This window comes from Marinobacter sp. Hex_13, assembly GCF_001566815.1.
GTDB lineage: Bacteria > Pseudomonadota > Gammaproteobacteria > Pseudomonadales > Oleiphilaceae > Marinobacter > Marinobacter salarius.
This window is the reverse complement of sequence record NZ_LSMM01000036.1, coordinates 1-18,681: the sequence shown is the minus strand read 5'-3', so window position 1 is coordinate 18,681 and position 18,681 is coordinate 1. Positions and strand designations below refer to the sequence as shown.

Sequence of the window (18,681 nt, the reverse complement as noted above, 5' to 3'; positions counted from 1 at the left end):
CTTGCGTTCCTGTTCGTGACGAACCTGTACGCCACTCGATGAGGATACAAGCCTTGAGTACACCTGCCATCCTTGCACTCGCAGACGGAAGCCTGTTCTACGGCACCGCCATTGGCGCTGAAGGGGAAACCAGCGGAGAGGTGGTGTTCAACACCGCCATGACCGGTTATCAGGAGATCCTGACCGACCCGTCCTACTCCCGCCAGATTGTCACCCTCACATACCCTCACATCGGCAGCACCGGTGTGAATGAAGAAGACATCGAATCCGATCGCGTCCAGGCCTCCGGCCTGATAATCCGTGATCTGCCCCTGCTGGTGAGCAACTGGCGCAGCACCGGCTCGCTACAGGACTACCTGCGCGACAACAACATCGTCGGCATTGCCGATATCGATACCCGTCGCCTGACCCGAATCCTGCGGGATAAAGGGTCCCAGAATGGCGCCGTGGTCGCCGGCGCAGACGCCACGGCCGAGCGTGCTCTGGAGCTGGCCAACGCTTTTCCGGGCCTGAAAGGCATGGATCTGGCGAAGGAAGTCACCTCGGAAAAAACCTGGACCTGGAGCCAGAGTGAGTGGGATATCGAAAGTGGCTATGGCGAGCGCACCGAATCAAAATTCAAGGTCGTCGCCTGGGACTACGGTGTGAAGCTCAACATCCTGCGCATGTTGGCCAGTCGCGGCTGTGATATCACTGTTGTGCCAGCCCAGACCCCCGCTGCCGATGTGCTGGCGATGAATCCCGATGGTATTTTCCTGTCCAACGGCCCCGGCGACCCCGAGCCATGTGACTACGCCATCAGCGCCATTCGCGATGTGTTGGAGACCGACATTCCGGTTTTCGGCATCTGTCTTGGCCACCAGTTGCTGGCCCTGGCCAGCGGGGCCAAGTCCATCAAGATGGGGCATGGCCACCATGGCGCCAACCATCCGGTACAGAACATCGCCGATGGTACCGTGATGATTACCAGTCAGAACCACGGATTTGCAGTGGACGAAACCAGCCTGCCGGACAATCTGGAGGCGACCCACAAATCCCTGTTCGACGGTTCTCTGCAGGGAATCCGCCGTACCGACAAGCCAGCCTACAGTTTTCAGGGTCACCCGGAGGCGAGCCCCGGCCCGCACGACGTAGCGCCGTTGTTTGATGAATTTATCCGCCTGATGGAGGCACGTTGATGCCAAAGCGTACCGACATTAAAAGCATTCTGATCCTGGGCGCGGGCCCCATCGTGATCGGGCAGGCGTGCGAGTTTGACTACTCTGGAGCCCAGGCCTGTAAAGCCCTGCGTGAAGAGGGGTACCGGGTTATTCTGGTGAACTCCAACCCGGCCACGATCATGACCGACCCGGTAATGGCCGATGCCACCTACATCGAGCCCATCACCTGGAAGACCGTTGCCAAGATCATCGAGAAAGAGCAGCCGGATGCATTGCTGCCTACCATGGGTGGTCAGACAGCCCTGAACTGCGCTTTGGACCTCGAAAAGCACGGCGTTCTGGCTGAGCATGGTGTGGAAATGATCGGCGCCAACGCCGACACCATCGATAAAGCTGAAGACCGTGATCGTTTTGACAAGGCCATGAAGAAGATTGGCCTGGAGTGCCCTCGCGCCACGATCGCCCATTCCATGGCGGAAGCCTGGGAAGTGGCCAACGACATCGGATTTCCCTGCATCATCCGCCCGTCCTTCACCATGGGTGGTTCCGGCGGCGGTATTGCCTACAACCGCGACGAATTCGAGGAAATCTGCACCCGTGGTCTGGACCTGTCGCCGACCAACGAGTTGCTGATCGATGAGTCCCTGATTGGCTGGAAAGAGTACGAGATGGAAGTTGTCCGCGACAAAAACGACAACTGCATCATCGTCTGCGCCATTGAAAACTTTGACGCGATGGGCGTGCACACCGGTGACTCCATCACCGTCGCGCCGGCCCAGACGCTCACCGACAAGGAATATCAGATCATGCGGAACGCCTCTCTGGCGGTACTGCGTGAGATCGGTGTGGAAACTGGCGGTTCCAACGTGCAGTTTGGCGTAAACCCGGACAACGGCCGTGTCGTCGTCATCGAAATGAATCCCCGGGTGTCGCGTTCTTCGGCGCTGGCGTCCAAGGCAACGGGTTTTCCGATTGCCAAGGTGGCGGCCAAGCTGGCGGTGGGTTACACCCTTGATGAACTGCGCAATGAAATCACCGGTGGTGTTACTCCGGCCTCGTTCGAGCCCAGCATCGACTATGTGGTCACCAAGATTCCGCGCTTCACCTTCGAGAAGTTCCCCCAGGCTGATGCGCGCCTGACCACCCAGATGAAATCCGTGGGTGAGGTGATGGCCATCGGTCGTACCTTCCAGGAGTCGCTGCAGAAGGCCATGCGTGGTCTGGAAGTGGGCTCCGACGGTTTTGAAGAGAAGGTCGACCTAAGCACCACCGACGGCCAGGAAACCCTCACCCAGGAACTGAATGTGCCTGGAGCCGAGCGCCTTTGGTACATCGGCGATGCCTTCCGAGCCGGGATGACCGTGGAAGAAGTGTTCAACAACACGCATGTAGATCCATGGTATCTGGTACAGATCGAAGACCTGATCAAAGAAGAGGCTGCCCTCAAATCCGCCGGCAAGGCGGATATTGATCGCGATACGCTGTTCCGCCTCAAGCGCAAAGGGTTCTCCGATGCGCGCTTGGCCAAGCTGCTCAGCATTTCTGAAGTCAGCTTGCGCAAGCTGCGCCATGATCTGGACATTCGCCCGGTCTACAAGCGGGTGGATACCTGCGCGGCTGAATTTGCCTCATCAACCGCCTACATGTATTCGTCCTATGAGGAAGAGTGTGAGGCGGGTGCCTCTGATCGCGAGAAAATCGTTGTCATTGGCGGTGGCCCCAACCGCATCGGTCAGGGTATTGAGTTTGATTATTGCTGTGTTCACGCCGCCCTCGCTATGCGCGACGATGGTTATGAAACCATCATGATCAACTGCAACCCGGAAACCGTTTCCACCGACTACGACACCTCGGATCGGCTCTACTTCGAGCCCATTACCCTGGAAGACGTGCTGGAAATCATCCACGTCGAAAAACCCAAGGGCGTGATTGTCCAGTACGGCGGCCAAACCCCGCTGAAGCTGGCCCGTGGCCTGGAAGCGGCGGGTGTGCCGATTATCGGTACCAGCCCGGATGCCATCGACCGCGCCGAAGACCGGGAGCGTTTCCAGCAGATGATCGGCCGCCTCGGCCTGATTCAGCCGGAGAATGCCACCGTGCGCAGCCACGAAGAAGGCATCCTGGCGGCTCGCGAGATTGGTTATCCGCTGGTGGTACGCCCCTCCTACGTGCTGGGTGGTCGGGCCATGGAAATCGTCTATGACGAGGAGGAGCTGGTTCGCTACATGCGCAATGCCGTGCTGGTCTCCAACGACAGCCCGGTGCTGCTGGATCACTTCCTCAACGCCGCCATCGAAGTGGACATTGACGCCATCAGCGACGGCAAGGACGTGGTCATCGGTGGCATCATGCAGCACATTGAGCAAGCGGGCGTGCACTCCGGTGATTCCGCCTGTTCCCTGCCGCCCTACACCCTGCCGAAAGACGTGCAGGATGAAATGCGCGAAGCGGTGCGGAAGATGGCCATTGAACTGGATGTTATCGGCCTGATGAACGTGCAGCTGGCCTGGCAGGGTGGCGAGATCTACGTGATCGAGGTGAACCCGCGGGCGTCCCGTACCGTGCCGTTTGTGTCCAAGGCCATCGGGGTGTCCCTGGCCAAGGTGGCGGCCCGTTGCATGGCTGGCAAGTCACTGGCAGAGCAGGGCTTCACCCAGGAGATCGTGCCGACTTACTATTCCGTCAAGGAATCGGTGTTCCCGTTCAACAAGTTCCCGGCGGTGGATCCCATCCTGGGGCCGGAAATGAAGTCCACCGGTGAGGTGATGGGTATTGGTGACAGCTTCGACGAAGCCTTCGCCAAGGCGGCCCTGGCCTCCGGTGAGCGTCTGCCGGCCAAGGGTACGGCCTTCATGTCCGTGCGGGACGTCGACAAGCCCGGGGCCGCGAAAGTGGCGCAGGACCTGATTGACGCTGGCTTCAAGGTGATTGCTACCACCGGTACCGCCAAGGCGTTGAAACAGGCCGGGCTCACTGTTGATCGGGTGAACAAGGTTCGTGAAGGGCGTCCGCATATCGTGGACGCCATCAAGAATGGTCAGGTGCAGCTGATTATTAACACCACCGAAGGTCGCAAGGCGATTTCCGACTCGGCACAGATTCGCCAGTCGGCCCTGCAGACCAAGGTGACCTATACAACGACACTGGCGGGCGGCGAAGCCTTCTGCAGGGCCATTAAATTCGGCCCCGAGCGCACTGTGCGCCGCCTCCAGGATCTACACGCAGGAAAGTAAGACTATGGCTGACAGAGTACCCATGACAAAGGCGGGGGAAATCCGCCTACGTGAGGAGCTTCAGAAACTGAAGTCCGAAGATCGTCCCCGGGTGATCGCGGCTATTTCCGATGCCCGCGAACACGGCGACCTGAAAGAGAACGCGGAATACCACGCCGCTCGTGAGCAGCAGAGCTTTATCGAAGGGCGTATCCAGGAAATCGAGGGCAAGCTGTCCGCAGCCCAGGTGATCGACGTTAACACCATCGAAAACACCGGCAAGGTGATCTTCGGCACCACGGTGCGGCTGCTCAATGTCGATACCGACGAGCAGGTCAGCTACCAGATCGTTGGTGAGGATGAGGCAGACATCAAGGCTGGGAAGCTGTCCATTTCCTCGCCGATCGCGCGGGCGCTGGTAGGTAAAAGCGAGGGCGACGTGGTTGCCGTGCGCGTGCCTTCGGGGACCGTTGAGTATGAAATCGAGCAGGTAGAGCACATCTGACGTTCATCGGGTGCGGATTCTGCAAACAAAAAGCCGGCTGCGAACAGCAGCCGGCTTTTTACATTGTGCGGTTCTAGCGTGCTGGCAGCGTCAGTGTTTCTGGCGCAGCAGGTTGGACAGCTTGGGGTTGGGCTTTTTCGCCCGGCGCAGGATCACGGCGATCTTGCCGATGGTCTGCACCAGCTCCGCACCGGCGGCTTCGCACAGGGCGGCAACGGCTTCCTGGCGGGTTTCGCGGTCCTGGCTGGCAACCTTGATCTTGATCAGCTCGTGATCGTTCAGGGCCCGCTCGAGTTCCTCCTGAAGCCCTTCGGTCAGGCCCTTGTCGCCGACAATGATAACGGGCTTCAGGTTGTGGGCGATGCCCCGGTATTCCCGGCGCTGTTCCGGCGAAAGACTCATTATGTGATCTCTTTATGGGTGCGATTAATAAAACGTCAGCGGCGAAATGCTCGCCAATTCCGTATAATCGCGGGATTGTATCAGATCAATCGGCCGGTGAAATCGCCGTTACCACGTACCCAGATGATTGGAGGTCCAATTGGAGTGCTTTATGGAGGTAGGTCTTGGCTCGCTCGAAAACCAGTGACCGCTGGCTGAAGGAACATTTTGATGATGTCTGGGTCAAAAAGTCCCGGGAAGACGGCTATCGTTCGCGGGCCAGCTACAAGCTGATTGAGCTCGACAACAAAGACCGCCTGTTCCGGCCCGGGCAGACCGTTGTGGATTTGGGGGCCGCGCCTGGTGGCTGGTCCCAGGTGGCGGTAGAACGGGTTGGTGACAACGGCACGGTGGTCGCCAGCGATATTCTCGAGATGAGCCCGATTGCGGGTGTGGCGTTCGTTCAGGGCGATTTCACCGAGCAGTCAGTGCTTGACGAATTGCTGGATTTACTGGGTGATCGCCGCGCTGACGTTGTAATTTCGGATATGGCACCCAATATGAGTGGTATGGCGGCAGTGGATATTCCCAACGCCATGGGCTTGGTGGAGCTGGCGCTGGATATGGCTCAGCAAGTCCTGAAGCCCGGCGGCGTGTTTGTCGCCAAGGTATTTCAGGGAGAGGGATTTGATGCCCTGCTGGCTGAAATGCGTAAAAGTTTTGGCACCGTTGTCAGCAGGAAGCCTGACTCCTCCCGCGCAAGATCCAGGGAGATTTATCAGGTGTGCAAGGGATTTAAGGGCTGACCCGCCCCGGAACGGAATGACCGTGGGATTGACACCCCCGCAGTGGTCGATACGGATAGGCCGATTCTGGTGGACGGGCGTACAATTGGTGTAAGGTGTCAGAAAAGGCTTTCTCCTGACGGGGCGATCCTTCAATTCACAGGTGACGATCCTTGAACGATATGGCAAAAAATCTGGTTCTCTGGCTGATTATAGCCGCCGTACTGCTGATGGTGTTTCAGAATTTCACACCCACCACCAGCGGACAACAGGTCAATTATTCGCAGTTTGTGGAAATGGTGCAGGACGGACAGGTCCGTCAGGTCACCATTGACGGTCTGCAGGTTCAGGGTATCCGTGGTGACGGCTCCCAGTTCCAGACCATCCGCCCCCAGGTGTCCGACAACAAGCTGATGGATGATCTGCTGGCCAACAACGTGGAAGTCATCGGTAAGGAGCCGGAGCGTCAAAGCCTCTGGACCCAACTGTTGGTGGCTGCCTTCCCCATCCTTATCATTATCGCGCTGTTCGTATTCTTCATGCGACAGATGCAGGGCGGTGGCGGTGGCAAAGGGCCTATGTCCTTTGGCAAGAGTAAAGCCCGCCTGATGAGCGAGGATCAGATCAAAACTACCTTTGGTGACGTTGCCGGTGTCGACGAGGCCAAAGAAGACGTCAAGGAGTTGGTGGATTTCCTGCGGGATCCCAGCAAGTTCCAGCGTCTTGGTGGCAGTATCCCCAAGGGCGTACTGATGGTGGGTCAGCCGGGTACCGGTAAGACCCTGCTCGCCAAGGCGATTGCCGGCGAGGCCAAGGTGCCATTCTTCTCGATCTCCGGTTCGGACTTCGTGGAAATGTTCGTGGGCGTGGGTGCCTCCCGTGTCCGTGACATGTTCGAGCAGGCCAAGAAGCAGAGCCCCTGTATCATCTTCATCGACGAGATCGATGCCGTTGGCCGCCATCGTGGCGCTGGCATGGGTGGCGGTCACGACGAGCGTGAGCAGACACTGAACCAGTTGCTGGTAGAGATGGACGGCTTCGAAGGTAACGAAGGCGTTATCGTGATTGCTGCCACCAACCGTCCGGACGTACTGGATCCGGCGTTGCTCCGCCCGGGTCGCTTTGACCGCCAGGTCGTTGTCGGGCTGCCGGACATCATCGGTCGTGAGCAGATTCTCAAGGTTCACATGAAGAAAGTGCCTCTGGCCGATGGGGTGGAGCCTGTGTTGATTGCCCGTGGCACGCCCGGCTTCTCGGGTGCTGACCTGGCGAACCTGGTGAACGAAGCTGCGTTGTTTGCGGCCCGTCGTAACCAGCGTCTGGTTTCCATGGAAGAGTTTGAGCTCGCGAAAGACAAGATCATGATGGGCGCCGAGCGCAAATCCATGGTCATGAGCGAGAAAGAGAAGCGTAATACGGCTTACCACGAGTCCGGTCACGCCATTGTCGGGCGTCTGATGCCTGAGCATGATCCGGTCTACAAGGTCAGTATTATTCCTCGCGGCCGCGCATTGGGTGTCACTATGTTCCTGCCAGAGGAAGACAAGTACAGCCACAGCAAGCGCTTCCTGATCAGTTCCATCTGCAGTCTGTTTGGTGGCCGTATTGCCGAAGAACTGACCCTTGGTTTCGATGGTGTCACCACCGGTGCTTCCAACGATATCGAGCGGGCAACCAGTCTGGCGCGTAATATGGTCACGCGTTGGGGGCTGTCGGAGAAGCTCGGCCCGCTGCAGTACGATACAGACAGCGAAGAGCCTTTCCTCGGTCGCTCTGCCGGTCAGGCGCAAACGGTCTATTCTCCGGAAACGGCGCAGCGTATTGATGAGGAAGTTCGCAACATCATTGACAGCTGTTATGAAAAGGCGAAGCAGTTGCTCGTCGATAACCGTGACAAGCTCGACCTGATGGCGGACGCCCTGATGAAATACGAGACCATCGACCGTCACCAGATTGATGACATCATGGAAGGTCGTGAGCCCCGTCCGCCGAAAGGTTGGGGTGATAGCGGTCCCTCCGGTGGTGTTCCGGCTGATGAGCCTGAGCAGGCGCCTGCTCCGAAGGGTTCCGACGACGGTCGCCAACCAGGTGTTGGTCGACCGGCCGGTGAGCACTGAGCCAGGCTGGATACTGATCCGATGTAGTTGAAGACTGAACGCCGCCCCTGACGGGGCGGCGTTTGTTTTTGCGGGTTGCAGAAAAGGTTATTTATGCAGATAAATTTCGCGGGCAGGGTTCTGGATATGTCTGGCTGCCACGTCATGGGGATTCTGAACGTGACGCCGGACTCCTTTTCGGATGGAGGTCGGTACAATACCGTTGAGATTGCCCTGGCAAGGGCCCGCGAGATGGTGGCGGACGGTGCGGCTTTTATTGATGTGGGTGGTGAGTCCACGCGGCCAGGTGCCACGCCGGTGTCTGTCGAGGAAGAGCTTGAGCGAGTGTGTCCGGTGGTGGAGGCGATTGCCCGTGATTTGGACGTTGTCGTTTCGGTTGATACCAGTTCTCCCCAGGTTATGGCAGAGGTGGTGAAGCTCGGTGCCGGGATGATCAACGACGTCAGGGCGTTGCAGCGGGATGGCGCGCCCGAGGTGGTGGCAAGCGCTGGAGTGCCGGTGTGTGTCATGCACATTCAGGGTGAGCCGGATACCATGCAGGATGATCCTCGCTACCGGAGTGTGCGGCGGGAGGTGAGTTCGTTTCTTACCGAGCGAATGCGGGTGATAGAGAAAGCCGGTGTGCGGCCAGACAACATCATCCTTGATCCCGGCTTTGGTTTTGGCAAGTCTCCGCAGCACAACCTGCAGCTCTTGGCCTCGCTGGAACAGCTGCAGTTGCTGGGGCACCCGATTCTGGTGGGCATGTCCCGCAAGAGCATGCTGGGCCATATCACCGGTCGTGATGTCAGTGAACGCTTGCCCGCAAGCCTCGCTGCCGCGACAATATCCGCCATGAAGGGCGCATCCATCATTCGCGTCCACGATGTCAGGGAAACAGTCGATGCCGTTAAAGTGGTGACGGCAATGGAGGAAGCTGGACGATGAGCGACAGAAAATATTTCGGCACGGACGGTATCCGGGGTCGGGTGGGCGAATTTCCAATAACCCCCGAATTTATGCTGCGCCTGGGTTGGGCTGCGGGGCAGGCCTTCAAGCGGGATGGGCAGCGCAACAGTGTGCTGATTGGTAAAGACACCCGTCTCTCGGGCTATATGTTCGAATCCGCCCTCGAGGCAGGTTTGTCCGCGGCCGGAGTGGACGTGAAGTTGCTCGGGCCCATGCCCACCCCTGCGATCGCCTACTTGACCCGAACCTTTCGCGCCTCCGCGGGTATTGTCATCAGTGCGTCCCATAATCCGCACCACGACAACGGTATCAAGTTTTTCTCCCCCGCTGGGACCAAGCTGGATGATGCTTTGGAAACAGAGATCGAGAAGTGGCTGGATAAGCCCATTGAGGTCTGCGGCTCGAAAGAGTTAGGCAAGGCGTTCCGGGTTGATGACGCACCAGGCCGATACGTTGAGTTCTGTAAGAGTACGGTACCCAACGAGTTTTCACTCGAAGGACTTCATATTGTCCTGGATTGCGCGCACGGTGCTACCTACCACGTTGCCCCGAAAGTGTTCCGTGAGTTGGGGGCGAAGATTTCCGTGGTAGGGGGCGAGCCTGATGGTCTGAATATCAATCTTAATGTCGGTTCCACTCACATGGGGTCATTGAGCAAGGCCGTTCTGGAGAAGCAGGCCGATCTCGGGATCGCCTTTGATGGCGACGGTGACCGGGTGCTCATGGTGGATCGTGACGGCTCGGAAGTCGATGGCGACGAGTTGCTCTACGTTATCGCCGCACAACGTCATGCCGCCGGAACCTTGAAAGGGGGTGTTGTGGGCACCCTGATGACCAATCTGGGCGTTGAGTTGGCGCTCAGGGAGCAGGGTATTGATTTCGAGCGTGCCAAAGTCGGCGACCGTTACGTCATGGAGCGGCTTATCGACAGGGGTTGGCTGCTCGGCGGTGAAGGTTCCGGCCATATGGTCATCCGGGATTGCACCAGCACTGGTGACGGTATTGTGTCTGCGCTCCAGGTATTGTTGGCCATTCGTCGCGCAGGTAGCTCCCTGGCAGACCTTCGCCAGGGTATGAGCAAGTTGCCTCAGAAGATGATCAATGTGCGGGTCAAGCAGCGCTTTGATCCTCTCGGGCGTGACGATATTGTCAGGGCCGTGGAGTCGGCGGAAGCCAGGCTGGGTGGCGGTGGTCGCGTGCTGCTGAGGGCATCGGGCACCGAGCCTCTGATCCGGGTAATGACGGAAGGGCAGGATGAGGCACAAATCGTGAAAATTGCCGAGGAACTGGCTGTTGTGGTTGAGAATTCCCGGGCATGATTTTGTGCTTAGGGGCAGTTGTCTGCTGTAAAAGACTGCTGTATAGTTCGCCCTCCCTTGAATCAGGGATTTTTTATGCGCCGTAAGATTGTCGCCGGCAACTGGAAAATGAACGGGTCGAAAGACTTGGTAAGCAATCTGGTTGGTCAAGTCCGGTCCGAATTAGCATCGTTTGATAATGGTGTGGAGGCTGTTATTATTCCTCCCGCCCTGTTTGTTGGCGATGTCGCTGAGCAGGCTGGCGATAAGCTGGCTGTTGGTGTTCAGAATGTAGCGTGCTGGGGTTCAGGCGCCTACACCGGGGAAATCTCCGCGGCGATGGCAAAAGATTGCGGCTGTGGTTTTACCTTGGTCGGGCATTCGGAGCGCAGGCAGCTCTTCGGCGAAACCGATGAGCAGGTTGCCACCAAGGTCGGGCAGGCCCTGACGTCAGGGTTGGTCGCTGTTGTTTGCGTTGGCGAGACCCTCGAAGAACGTGATGCGGGCAAGGCTGAAAGTGTCGTGTCGCGACAGGTTCGCAAGGCCCTCGTTGACGTTGGCAGTGAGTCATGGCAGCAGGTTGTGATTGCCTATGAGCCGGTTTGGGCCATAGGAACGGGTAAAACCGCCACCGCTGATGATGCCCAGGCCATGCATGCCGCTATCCGCGATGTGTTGAAGTCCCTTGGGGCTCCGGCGGATGAGATATCGCTGCTTTACGGCGGCAGTGTAAAAGCGGATAATGCCGCGGCGCTTTTTGCTCAGCCGGACATCGATGGTGGGTTGATTGGTGGCGCGTCATTGGATGCAAGCGATTTTGTAAGTATTTGCCGGGCGGTGCCAGGCAAGTCCTGAGCGTTAAAGGTTCGCGAAAGCCATTAGCAAGAGTCATTAGAGAGTCATTATGGATTGGGTCGAAACACTGGTTGTCGTTCTGCACGTGCTCATTGCGGTGGCGCTGGTGACGCTGGTCCTGCTCCAGCAGGGTAAGGGTGCCAATGCCGGTGCTGCATTTGGTGGCGGCGCCTCCCAGACCGTGTTTGGCAGCGAGGGCAGCAGTAGCTTTCTGACCCGTGCCACAACTTTGCTGGCTATCGTATTTTTTGTAACGAGTTTTTCGCTGGCTGTATTTGCCAAGCAGCGTGCCGAAGTGGCAGGTGAGGCGGGTATTCCTGTAGTCCAGGAGTCACCGGCCGAATCGGATGCCGGGCAGGCTGAGGGTGAATCAGCGACAGAAGGCGAAGACGGGCGCGGGGATGAAAATAAACTCCCCGAGCTCGAGTAAAGGTGCTGCCCAGGTGGTGGAACTGGTAGACACGCTATCTTGAGGGGGTAGTGGCGAAAGCCGTGCCGGTTCGAGTCCGGCCCTGGGCACCATATAAGAAGAAAAACGGCTTGGATTTACCAGGCCGTTTTTTTTGGTCAGTCCTTGACCAGTAAGGCCGGCGTCTCTATACTCCGGCGGATATTGGAGCGGGCTCCGGGCACATTTGCCCTGCCGGTTCCAGGCAGGCCAGGTGTCTGTCAGCAGGGGGTGTTTAGATTGCTTTTCCCCTGTGAGTTCTTGCAACAAAGGGCCCCACTTTTTAGGGGCTTTTTGATTAAGGGGCCTGGCGCATCAGGCCCTGGTGCATAAAAAGGGCTGATCAACAGCCCTTTTTTTGTTTTTGGGGTCGGAAAAATCGAGTAACGGAGACGGGATAACCTTGTCAGCCAAGTTGAAGCAGCTGGAAGAATTGCTCAGGCCCATTGTGGAAGGCCTGGGTTACGAGTTTTGGGGCATTGAATTTCGCTCCCAGGGACACCATTCCCTGTTGAGAATTTTTATTGACGATGCTGAAAACGGCATCGGCATTGAAGACTGTGAGAAAGTCAGTCGCCAGGCCAGCGGCGTAATGGATGTGGAAGACCCCATTCAGACGGAGTATACCCTGGAGGTATCTTCTCCGGGCATGGACCGGCCGTTGTTCCGTCTGGAGCAATATGAGGCATTCGCAGGCCACCAGGTCCAGATCAAATTACGAATGGCATTTGAGGGGCGTCGCAAGTTTCAGGGCCTGATTAAAGGCATTGAAGGTGAAGACGTTGTCGTGGTTGTTGATGATCACGAATACCTGTTGCCATTCGATAGCATCGAGAAAGCCAACATCGTTCCGGTATTTGAGTAAGTCAGTGGACGCAAAGTTTATTTTTAAGGGCAGGGCAATCCAATGAGTAAAGAGATCTTGCTGGTGGTTGAATCCGTCTCGAACGAGAAAGGTGTCGAGAAGGACGTGATCTTCGAAGCAATCGAGCTGGCACTCGCCACCGCTGCCAAAAAACGCTACGACGACGAGGAGGCGGACATCCGCGTTTCCATCGATCGCCGCACCGGCGAATATGAAACGTTCCGTCGCTGGCTGGTGGTTGATAACGATGCGGTTCCTGCTTTGGGCACCGAGCTGACCATGCAGGAAGCGGAAGAAATCGACAAGAGTCTGCAGCCCGGCGATATCCACGAAGAGAAAGTGGAATCCGTTGCCTTCGGCCGTATTGGTGCCCAGGCAGCGAAGCAGATCATATTCCAGAAAGTGCGGGAAGCCGAGCGCACCAAGATTGTCGACAGCTACCGGGATCGCGTGGGTGAGCTCGTCTCTGGCACCGTAAAGAAAGTGACACGTGACAACGTCATCGTGGATCTGGGTGCCAACGCCGAAGCCTTGCTGCCCCGTGAACACCTGATTCCCCGTGAAACGTTCCGGATGGGTGATCGTGTGCGCTCTCTGCTGCAGGAAATCCGTACCGATCATCGCGGCCCGCAGCTGATTCTGAGCCGTACCGATCCGCAGATGCTGATCGAACTGTTCCGCATTGAGGTGCCGGAAATCGCGGAGGAGCTGATTGAAATTCGTGGCGCAGCCCGGGACCCAGGCTCCCGCGCCAAGATTGCGGTCAAGACCAACGACCGCCGGATTGATCCGGTGGGTGCCTGCGTGGGCATGCGTGGTTCACGAGTACAGGCAGTTTCCAACGAGTTGGGTGGCGAGCGTGTGGATATCGTGCTGTGGGACGACAATCCCGCGCAACTGGTCATCAATGCCATGGCACCGGCGGAAGTGGCGTCCATCGTCATGGACGAGGACCGCCATACCATGGAAGTGGCAGTAGCTGAGGACAATCTGGCCCAGGCGATTGGCCGGAATGGTCAGAATGTTCGGTTGGCGACGGACCTTACCAGCTGGACGCTGAACGTCATGACAGAAGAGGAAGCAGGTGAGCGTCAGGAGCAGGAGTATAATTCTCTGCTCGAGCACTTCACCGGCAATCTGGATGTGGACGAAGAATTTGCAGGTGTCCTCATTGAGGAAGGGTTTACCTCCATTGAGGAGGTAGCGTACATCCCCATGGAAGAGATGCTTGCCATTGACGGTTTTGATGAAGAAACCGTGACCGAATTGCGTCGCCGTGCCAAGGATGCCCTGTTGAATCAGGCCCTGGCCAGTGAAGAGGCGCTAGAGGGCGCTGAGCCCGCAGAAGATCTTCTCGCAATGGACGGTATGGATCGTGGCCTGGCTTTCAAGCTGGCCGGTATGGGGATTCGTACCATGGAAGATCTTGCAGAGCAGTCGGTTGACGACTTGCTCGACATTGAAGGAATGGAAGAAGAGCGTGCCGGCCAGTTGATTATGGCAGCACGCGCCCCCTGGTTTGAAGACCAGGCTTAATCGGGAGGAGGACCAGTATGGCTGATGTAACGGTAAAACAACTGGCCGCAGATGTAGGCGCTCCCGTGGATCGTTTGCTGCGACAGATCGTGGAGGCTGGCCTGAAAGCCCGCTCCGAAGGGGATTCTGTTACCAGTGATGAGAAGCAGCAGTTGCTGACCTATCTGAAAAAGAATCACGGTGAGAGTGAGGCTGAGCCCAAGAAAATCACTCTTAAGCGCAAGACAACAACCACGCTGAAAGCGGGCCGTACCAAAACGGTCAATGTTGAGGTTCGCAAGCGCCGTACGTATATCAAGCGCGCCGAGCTCGAGCCGGAAGCGGCGAAGCAGGAAGAAGCTGCCGAGCAGGCGGCTGCGTCCCCGGAAGAGGCCCCAGCGCCAGTCGCGGCTGAGCAGGCACAGCCTGCGGATGCGCCGAAGCCGGAAGCGCCGGTGTCAGATTCTCCGGCTGAAGAGCCGGCTGCTGACGAAAAACCGGCTGAAAAAGCTCAGCCGGAAGTGGCTGCTGAGCCGGAACCGTCACCGGTTCCCGCGCCGGAAGACATGCCGATTCCGCCGCCTGAAGAAGGCGAAGGCAAGGATCGAAAGCCGAAGAAGAAGAAGGAAAAGGCCCGCGAGCGCGGTGATGAGCCCGAAGAGGGCAAGCCCAAGAAGAAGTCCGCAGGGCATCGTGGGCCGCGCAGCCGTCCGGTGGAAGAGCCTCTGATTATCAATGAAGAGGAAGAAGACACCACGCTGCGCAAGCCGCTCCGTGCGAAAAAGAAACCCAAAGAAAAGCGTCATGCTTTCGAGAGGCCGACCAAGCCAATGGTACGAGAAGTCGATATTCCCGAGACGATCACAGTGGGTGATCTTGCCCAGCGGATGGCGGTCAAGTCAGCGGACGTCATCAAGAAACTGATGGGCATGGGGGTAATGGCGACGATCAACCAGGCTCTCGATCAGGAAACCGCTGTGCTGGTGACTGAGGAACTCGGTCACAAAGCCAACACAGTGAGTGAAGATGCGTTTGAGGAAGAGGTTCTGAGCGAATTCTCCTTTGAAGGCAAGGAAAAGACCAAACGTGCGCCGGTTGTCAGTGTGATGGGTCACGTTGACCACGGTAAGACCTCACTGCTGGATTACATTCGCCGCACCAAGGTGGCGTCCGGCGAGTCTGGGGGTATCACCCAGCACATCGGTGCGTACCACGTTGAAACCGACCATGGCATGGTGTCCTTCCTGGATACTCCGGGCCACGCCGCCTTCACGGCGATGCGTGCGCGGGGTGCCCAGTGCACCGATATCGTTATCCTGGTGGTGGCCGCCGATGACGGCGTTATGCCGCAAACCAAGGAAGCCGTGGATCACGCACGTTCCGCCGGCGTTCCCATCGTCGTTGCCATCAACAAGATGGACAAGGAAGAGGCCGACCCGGATCGTATCAAGACCGAATTGGCGGGTATGGAAGTTATTCCGGAAGACTGGGGCGGTGACGTTCAGTTTATCCCTGTATCCGCCCATACCGGTGACGGCATTGAAGATCTGCTTGAGGCACTGCTGCTGCAGGCTGAAATCCTTGAGCTCGAGGCCTCTCCGGATGCACCTGCGAAGGGTGTAGTGGTCGAATCCAGCCTTGAGCGTGGTCGCGGTTCCGTGGCTACCGTACTGGTGCAGAACGGCACGCTCCGTCAGGGCGAGATGGTGGTGGCTGGTTCCTTCTTCGGTAAGGTTCGCGCCATGACCGACGAGGCCGGCAAGCAGGTCAAAGAAGCCGGGCCTTCCATTCCGGTGGAAATCCTGGGCCTGAATGGCACGCCGAACGCTGGTGATGAGTTCTTTGCTGTGGCTGACGAGAAGAAGGCCAAGGAACTGGCGGAATTCCGTCAGTCCCGCGAGCGGGAGCAGCGTCTGCACAGGCAGCAGGCTGCGAAGCTTGAGAACCTGTTCGAGAATATGGGCAAGGACGAGGTCAAAACCCTCAACGTAGTGCTCAAGACCGACGTTCGTGGTTCCCTGGAAGCCATCACCAAGTCGCTGCAGGATCTTGGTAACGACGAAGTACAGGTCAAGATCGTGTCGTCGGGCGTTGGTGGTATCGCAGAGACGGACATCAGTCTGGCCATGGCGACCAACGCGGTTATCTTCGGCTTCAACGTGCGTGCGGACACCGCGTCCAAGCGTCTGGTGGAGCAGGAAGGTCTGGATCTGCGCTACTACAGCATCATCTACAACCTGATTGATGATGTGAAAGCAGCTCTGACCGGCATGCTGGCGCCGGAATTCCGCGAGGATATCGTGGGCATTGCCGATGTGCGTGATGTGTTCCGTTCGCCGAAGTTTGGCCAGGTGGCTGGCTGTATGGTCACCGAGGGTAACGTTTACCGCAACAAGCCGATCCGTGTCCTGCGTGACAACGTGGTTATCTTTGAAGGCGAGCTGGAATCGCTGCGCCGCTTCAAGGATGACGTACCCGAAGTCCGCAACGGTATGGAGTGTGGTATCGGCGTTAAGGGCTACGACGTGAAGGTCGGCGACCAGATCGAGGTATTCGATCGCGTTCGGGTTGAGCGTAAGCTTGAGTCCACCGGCGCGTGATGCGCCTGAGATTAAAGGAAACCTGATGCCAAGAGAGTTCAGCCGGATTGATCGCATCGGCGATCAGATGCAGCGGGAGCTGGCCCAGCTCATCCAGCGGGAGGTCAAAGACCCGCGGGTGGGCATGGTCACGGTGAATGCCGTCAAGGTGAGCCGTGACCTGGGTTATGCAGACGTTTACGTATCGCTGCTGACCACCGAAGAGCTGACCGAGGAGTCGCCGCAGGTGCGGGATTCCCTGACAGTGCTGAATAAAGCGGCTGGCTTCCTGAAAGGGCAGGTCGGCCGTGCCATGAAATTGCGGGTGACGCCCCAGTTGCGTTTTCATTTCGATACGTTGCTTGGGCACAGCCGTCACATGGACAATCTGATTCGGGAAGCGGTTGGCGACAAGCCAGTGGTTGACCGTGACGACGACGCCCGCAACGACGGGGCGTCTGATGATCCGGAGCAAAAGGCTTGAGTCGACGTCGTAAAGGCCGCGATGTTAACGGCATACTGGTGATCGACAAGCCGATGGACATTACGTCCAACGGCATCCTGCAGCAGGTAAAACGCCTGTTCGGGGCGGCCAAGGCCGGTCACACCGGTGCGTTGGACCCGCTGGCCACCGGCGTGCTGCCGTTGTGCTTTGGTGAAGCCACCAAGTTTTCCCAGATGATGCTGGACAGCGACAAAGCCTACATCGCCACCGCTCGCCTGGGTGTCCGTACCGAAACCGGGGACAGCGAAGGTGCCGTGGTTGCTGAGAAACCGGTGCCCCCTGGGCTCGATGCCGATGCCCTGGAGCCGGTGTTGGAACGCTTTCGTGGCGATATCCAGCAGGTTCCCTCCATGTACTCCGCGCTAAAACACAAGGGCAAACCGCTCTATGAATACGCGCGCGAAGGTATTGAGGTGGAGCGTCCGTCGCGCCCGGTGACCATATACGAGCTGACGCTGCTGGAGGTGCGCGAAACTGAGATTGATATCGCGGTAAGTTGCACGAAAGGCACCTATATTCGCTCGCTGGTGGAGGACATTGGCGAGGCATTGGGCTGCGGTGCCCATGTCACGGCATTGCGCCGCACCATGGCCTCCGGTTTCACGCTGGCGGATGCCCGAGAGGTTTCAGTGCTGGAGTCCATGCGCGAAGAAGGTGAAAGTCTGGATGGCCTGCTGGTGGCCCCGGATGCTGCTCTGTCCATGTTCCCGGAGCGGGATCTGGAAGGCAGTTCGCTGGTGTCGATATTGAACGGACAACCAGTTAGAATATCGGGTCAGCCCGCGGAAGGGTTCGTTCGCCTTTATGGCAACGGGCGTTTTGTCGGGCTGGCGGAAGGATTCCCGGAGGGGGAGGCGACCAAACTGGTGCCTCGTCGTCTGGTGAAGAGTGGCTGATAGCCCTTTGAGGGTTATTGCCAGTTAGCCGGGCTGTAGAGATGCGTGGTTCGGCCGAATTCGATAGCATCGCGACAATGAGGTGAGTTTTATGGCACTTTCTGCCGACGAGAAAGCACAGATCGTTAAGGATTTTCAGCAGGGTGATGGCGATACCGGTTCTCCTGAAGTTCAGGTTGCACTGTTGAGCCACAACATCAACAAGCTGCAGGATCACTTCAAGACCAACAAGCAGGATCACCATTCCCGCCGTGGTCTGATCCGGATGGTTAACCAGCGTCGTAAACTGCTGGATTACCTGAAGCGTAAGAACGCAGACCGCTACCTGGACCTGATCCAGCGTCTGAGCCTGCGTCGCTAATCCGGTTGTACTTAACGGCCGGCGGGGCTTTGATAGTCCCGCTGGTTGTGCCTCTCTCCTGCATCGTGTCTGTCTGTGAACCCTGAAGGAACTCCCTGTCGTAACGGAAAGCTGAAATTGATAGCAGGTTGTTGAAAAGCCCGGTTTAGCCAGGTGGCTTACGCCCCGGGGTTTTGCAACAGCCTGTTAGCTTTCAGACGGGCTACCCTTCAGTTCATCACTTCAGGCGATGTTGCAGTTATAGCGGATAA

The 18,681-nt window shown here is 57.8% G+C and carries 16 protein-coding genes and 1 tRNA gene; 16 read left to right on the top strand and 1 reads right to left on the bottom strand.

Annotated elements, in window-relative coordinates:
• The first annotated feature begins 53 nt into the window (after nucleotides 1-53).
• From carA to greA, 3 genes are read left to right on the top strand one after another with little or no spacing between them, the layout of a single operon-like run.
• Nucleotides 54-1,178, top strand: coding sequence for a glutamine-hydrolyzing carbamoyl-phosphate synthase small subunit (gene carA, locus AXW11_RS09245; RefSeq protein WP_091642820.1), 1,125 nt, complete (start codon nucleotides 54-56; stop codon nucleotides 1,176-1,178).
• Nucleotides 1,178-4,393: a carbamoyl-phosphate synthase large subunit gene (gene carB / locus AXW11_RS09240; RefSeq protein WP_091642823.1), complete on the top strand. Its 3,216-nt coding sequence runs from the start codon at nucleotides 1,178-1,180 to the stop codon at nucleotides 4,391-4,393. The genes carA and carB overlap by 1 nt, the downstream gene beginning before the upstream one ends.
• Nucleotides 4,394-4,397: 4 nt before the next feature.
• A complete protein-coding gene (gene greA / locus AXW11_RS09235) occupies nucleotides 4,398-4,877 on the top strand; it encodes a transcription elongation factor GreA (RefSeq protein ID WP_082040532.1) in 480 nt (159 codons plus the stop codon).
• A 90-nt stretch (nucleotides 4,878-4,967) separates the two neighbouring features.
• Here greA and yhbY read toward each other — a convergent pair whose 3' ends face one another.
• On the bottom strand, nucleotides 4,968-5,279 hold the full coding sequence (yhbY, locus tag AXW11_RS09230; protein ID WP_091642825.1) for a ribosome assembly RNA-binding protein YhbY: 312 nt from the start codon (nucleotides 5,277-5,279) through the stop codon (nucleotides 4,968-4,970).
• 164 nt (nucleotides 5,280-5,443) lie between these two features.
• Between yhbY and rlmE the strand changes: the two genes are divergently transcribed.
• The 13 genes from rlmE (at nucleotide 5,444) to rpsO (ending at nucleotide 18,430) form a co-directional block, all read left to right on the top strand.
• Nucleotides 5,444-6,064 carry a 23S rRNA (uridine(2552)-2'-O)-methyltransferase RlmE gene (gene rlmE, locus AXW11_RS09225; protein WP_041333801.1) on the top strand — a complete coding sequence of 207 codons (621 nt, stop codon included), beginning with the start codon at nucleotides 5,444-5,446 and terminating at the stop codon, nucleotides 6,062-6,064.
• A gap of 152 nt (nucleotides 6,065-6,216) precedes the next feature.
• Entirely contained in the window at nucleotides 6,217-8,160 is a 1,944-nt protein-coding gene (gene ftsH, locus AXW11_RS09220; protein ID WP_220387378.1) for an ATP-dependent zinc metalloprotease FtsH, read from the top strand.
• A 93-nt stretch (nucleotides 8,161-8,253) separates the two neighbouring features.
• The gene (gene folP / locus AXW11_RS09215) at nucleotides 8,254-9,087 is read left to right on the top strand and encodes a dihydropteroate synthase (protein ID WP_085679072.1); all 834 of its coding nucleotides are present in this window, start codon (nucleotides 8,254-8,256) and stop codon (nucleotides 9,085-9,087) included.
• Nucleotides 9,084-10,427 (top strand): phosphoglucosamine mutase, encoded by a 1,344-nt coding sequence (gene glmM, locus AXW11_RS09210; RefSeq protein WP_091642828.1) that lies wholly within the window; start codon nucleotides 9,084-9,086, stop codon nucleotides 10,425-10,427. The genes folP and glmM overlap by 4 nt, the downstream gene beginning before the upstream one ends.
• Nucleotides 10,428-10,502: 75 nt before the next feature.
• Complete coding sequence (tpiA, locus tag AXW11_RS09205) at nucleotides 10,503-11,261, top strand: triose-phosphate isomerase (RefSeq protein ID WP_091642831.1); 759 nt, start codon at nucleotides 10,503-10,505, stop codon at nucleotides 11,259-11,261.
• Between the two features lie 49 nt (nucleotides 11,262-11,310).
• Nucleotides 11,311-11,691 carry a preprotein translocase subunit SecG gene (secG, locus tag AXW11_RS09200; RefSeq protein WP_036212204.1) on the top strand — a complete coding sequence of 127 codons (381 nt, stop codon included), beginning with the start codon at nucleotides 11,311-11,313 and terminating at the stop codon, nucleotides 11,689-11,691.
• A 7-nt stretch (nucleotides 11,692-11,698) separates the two neighbouring features.
• Nucleotides 11,699-11,783: transfer RNA gene (locus AXW11_RS09195), tRNA-Leu, on the top strand.
• A gap of 329 nt (nucleotides 11,784-12,112) precedes the next feature.
• Nucleotides 12,113-12,574: a ribosome maturation factor RimP gene (rimP, locus tag AXW11_RS09190; protein ID WP_036212208.1), complete on the top strand. Its 462-nt coding sequence runs from the start codon at nucleotides 12,113-12,115 to the stop codon at nucleotides 12,572-12,574.
• A 42-nt stretch (nucleotides 12,575-12,616) separates the two neighbouring features.
• The gene (nusA, locus tag AXW11_RS09185) at nucleotides 12,617-14,110 is read left to right on the top strand and encodes a transcription termination factor NusA (protein WP_036212210.1); all 1,494 of its coding nucleotides are present in this window, start codon (nucleotides 12,617-12,619) and stop codon (nucleotides 14,108-14,110) included.
• Nucleotides 14,111-14,127: 17 nt separating this feature from the next.
• Entirely contained in the window at nucleotides 14,128-16,689 is a 2,562-nt protein-coding gene (infB, locus tag AXW11_RS09180) for a translation initiation factor IF-2 (RefSeq protein ID WP_091642834.1), read from the top strand.
• Nucleotides 16,690-16,714: 25 nt separating this feature from the next.
• Nucleotides 16,715-17,152, top strand: coding sequence for a 30S ribosome-binding factor RbfA (gene rbfA / locus AXW11_RS09175; RefSeq protein WP_036207858.1), 438 nt, complete (start codon nucleotides 16,715-16,717; stop codon nucleotides 17,150-17,152).
• Nucleotides 17,149-18,069 carry a tRNA pseudouridine(55) synthase TruB gene (truB, locus tag AXW11_RS09170; protein ID WP_091642836.1) on the top strand — a complete coding sequence of 307 codons (921 nt, stop codon included), beginning with the start codon at nucleotides 17,149-17,151 and terminating at the stop codon, nucleotides 18,067-18,069. The genes rbfA and truB overlap by 4 nt, the downstream gene beginning before the upstream one ends.
• 91 nt (nucleotides 18,070-18,160) lie before the next feature.
• A complete protein-coding gene (gene rpsO / locus AXW11_RS09165; protein WP_007153099.1) occupies nucleotides 18,161-18,430 on the top strand; it encodes a 30S ribosomal protein S15 in 270 nt (89 codons plus the stop codon).
• Nucleotides 18,431-18,681: the final 251 nt, after the last annotated feature.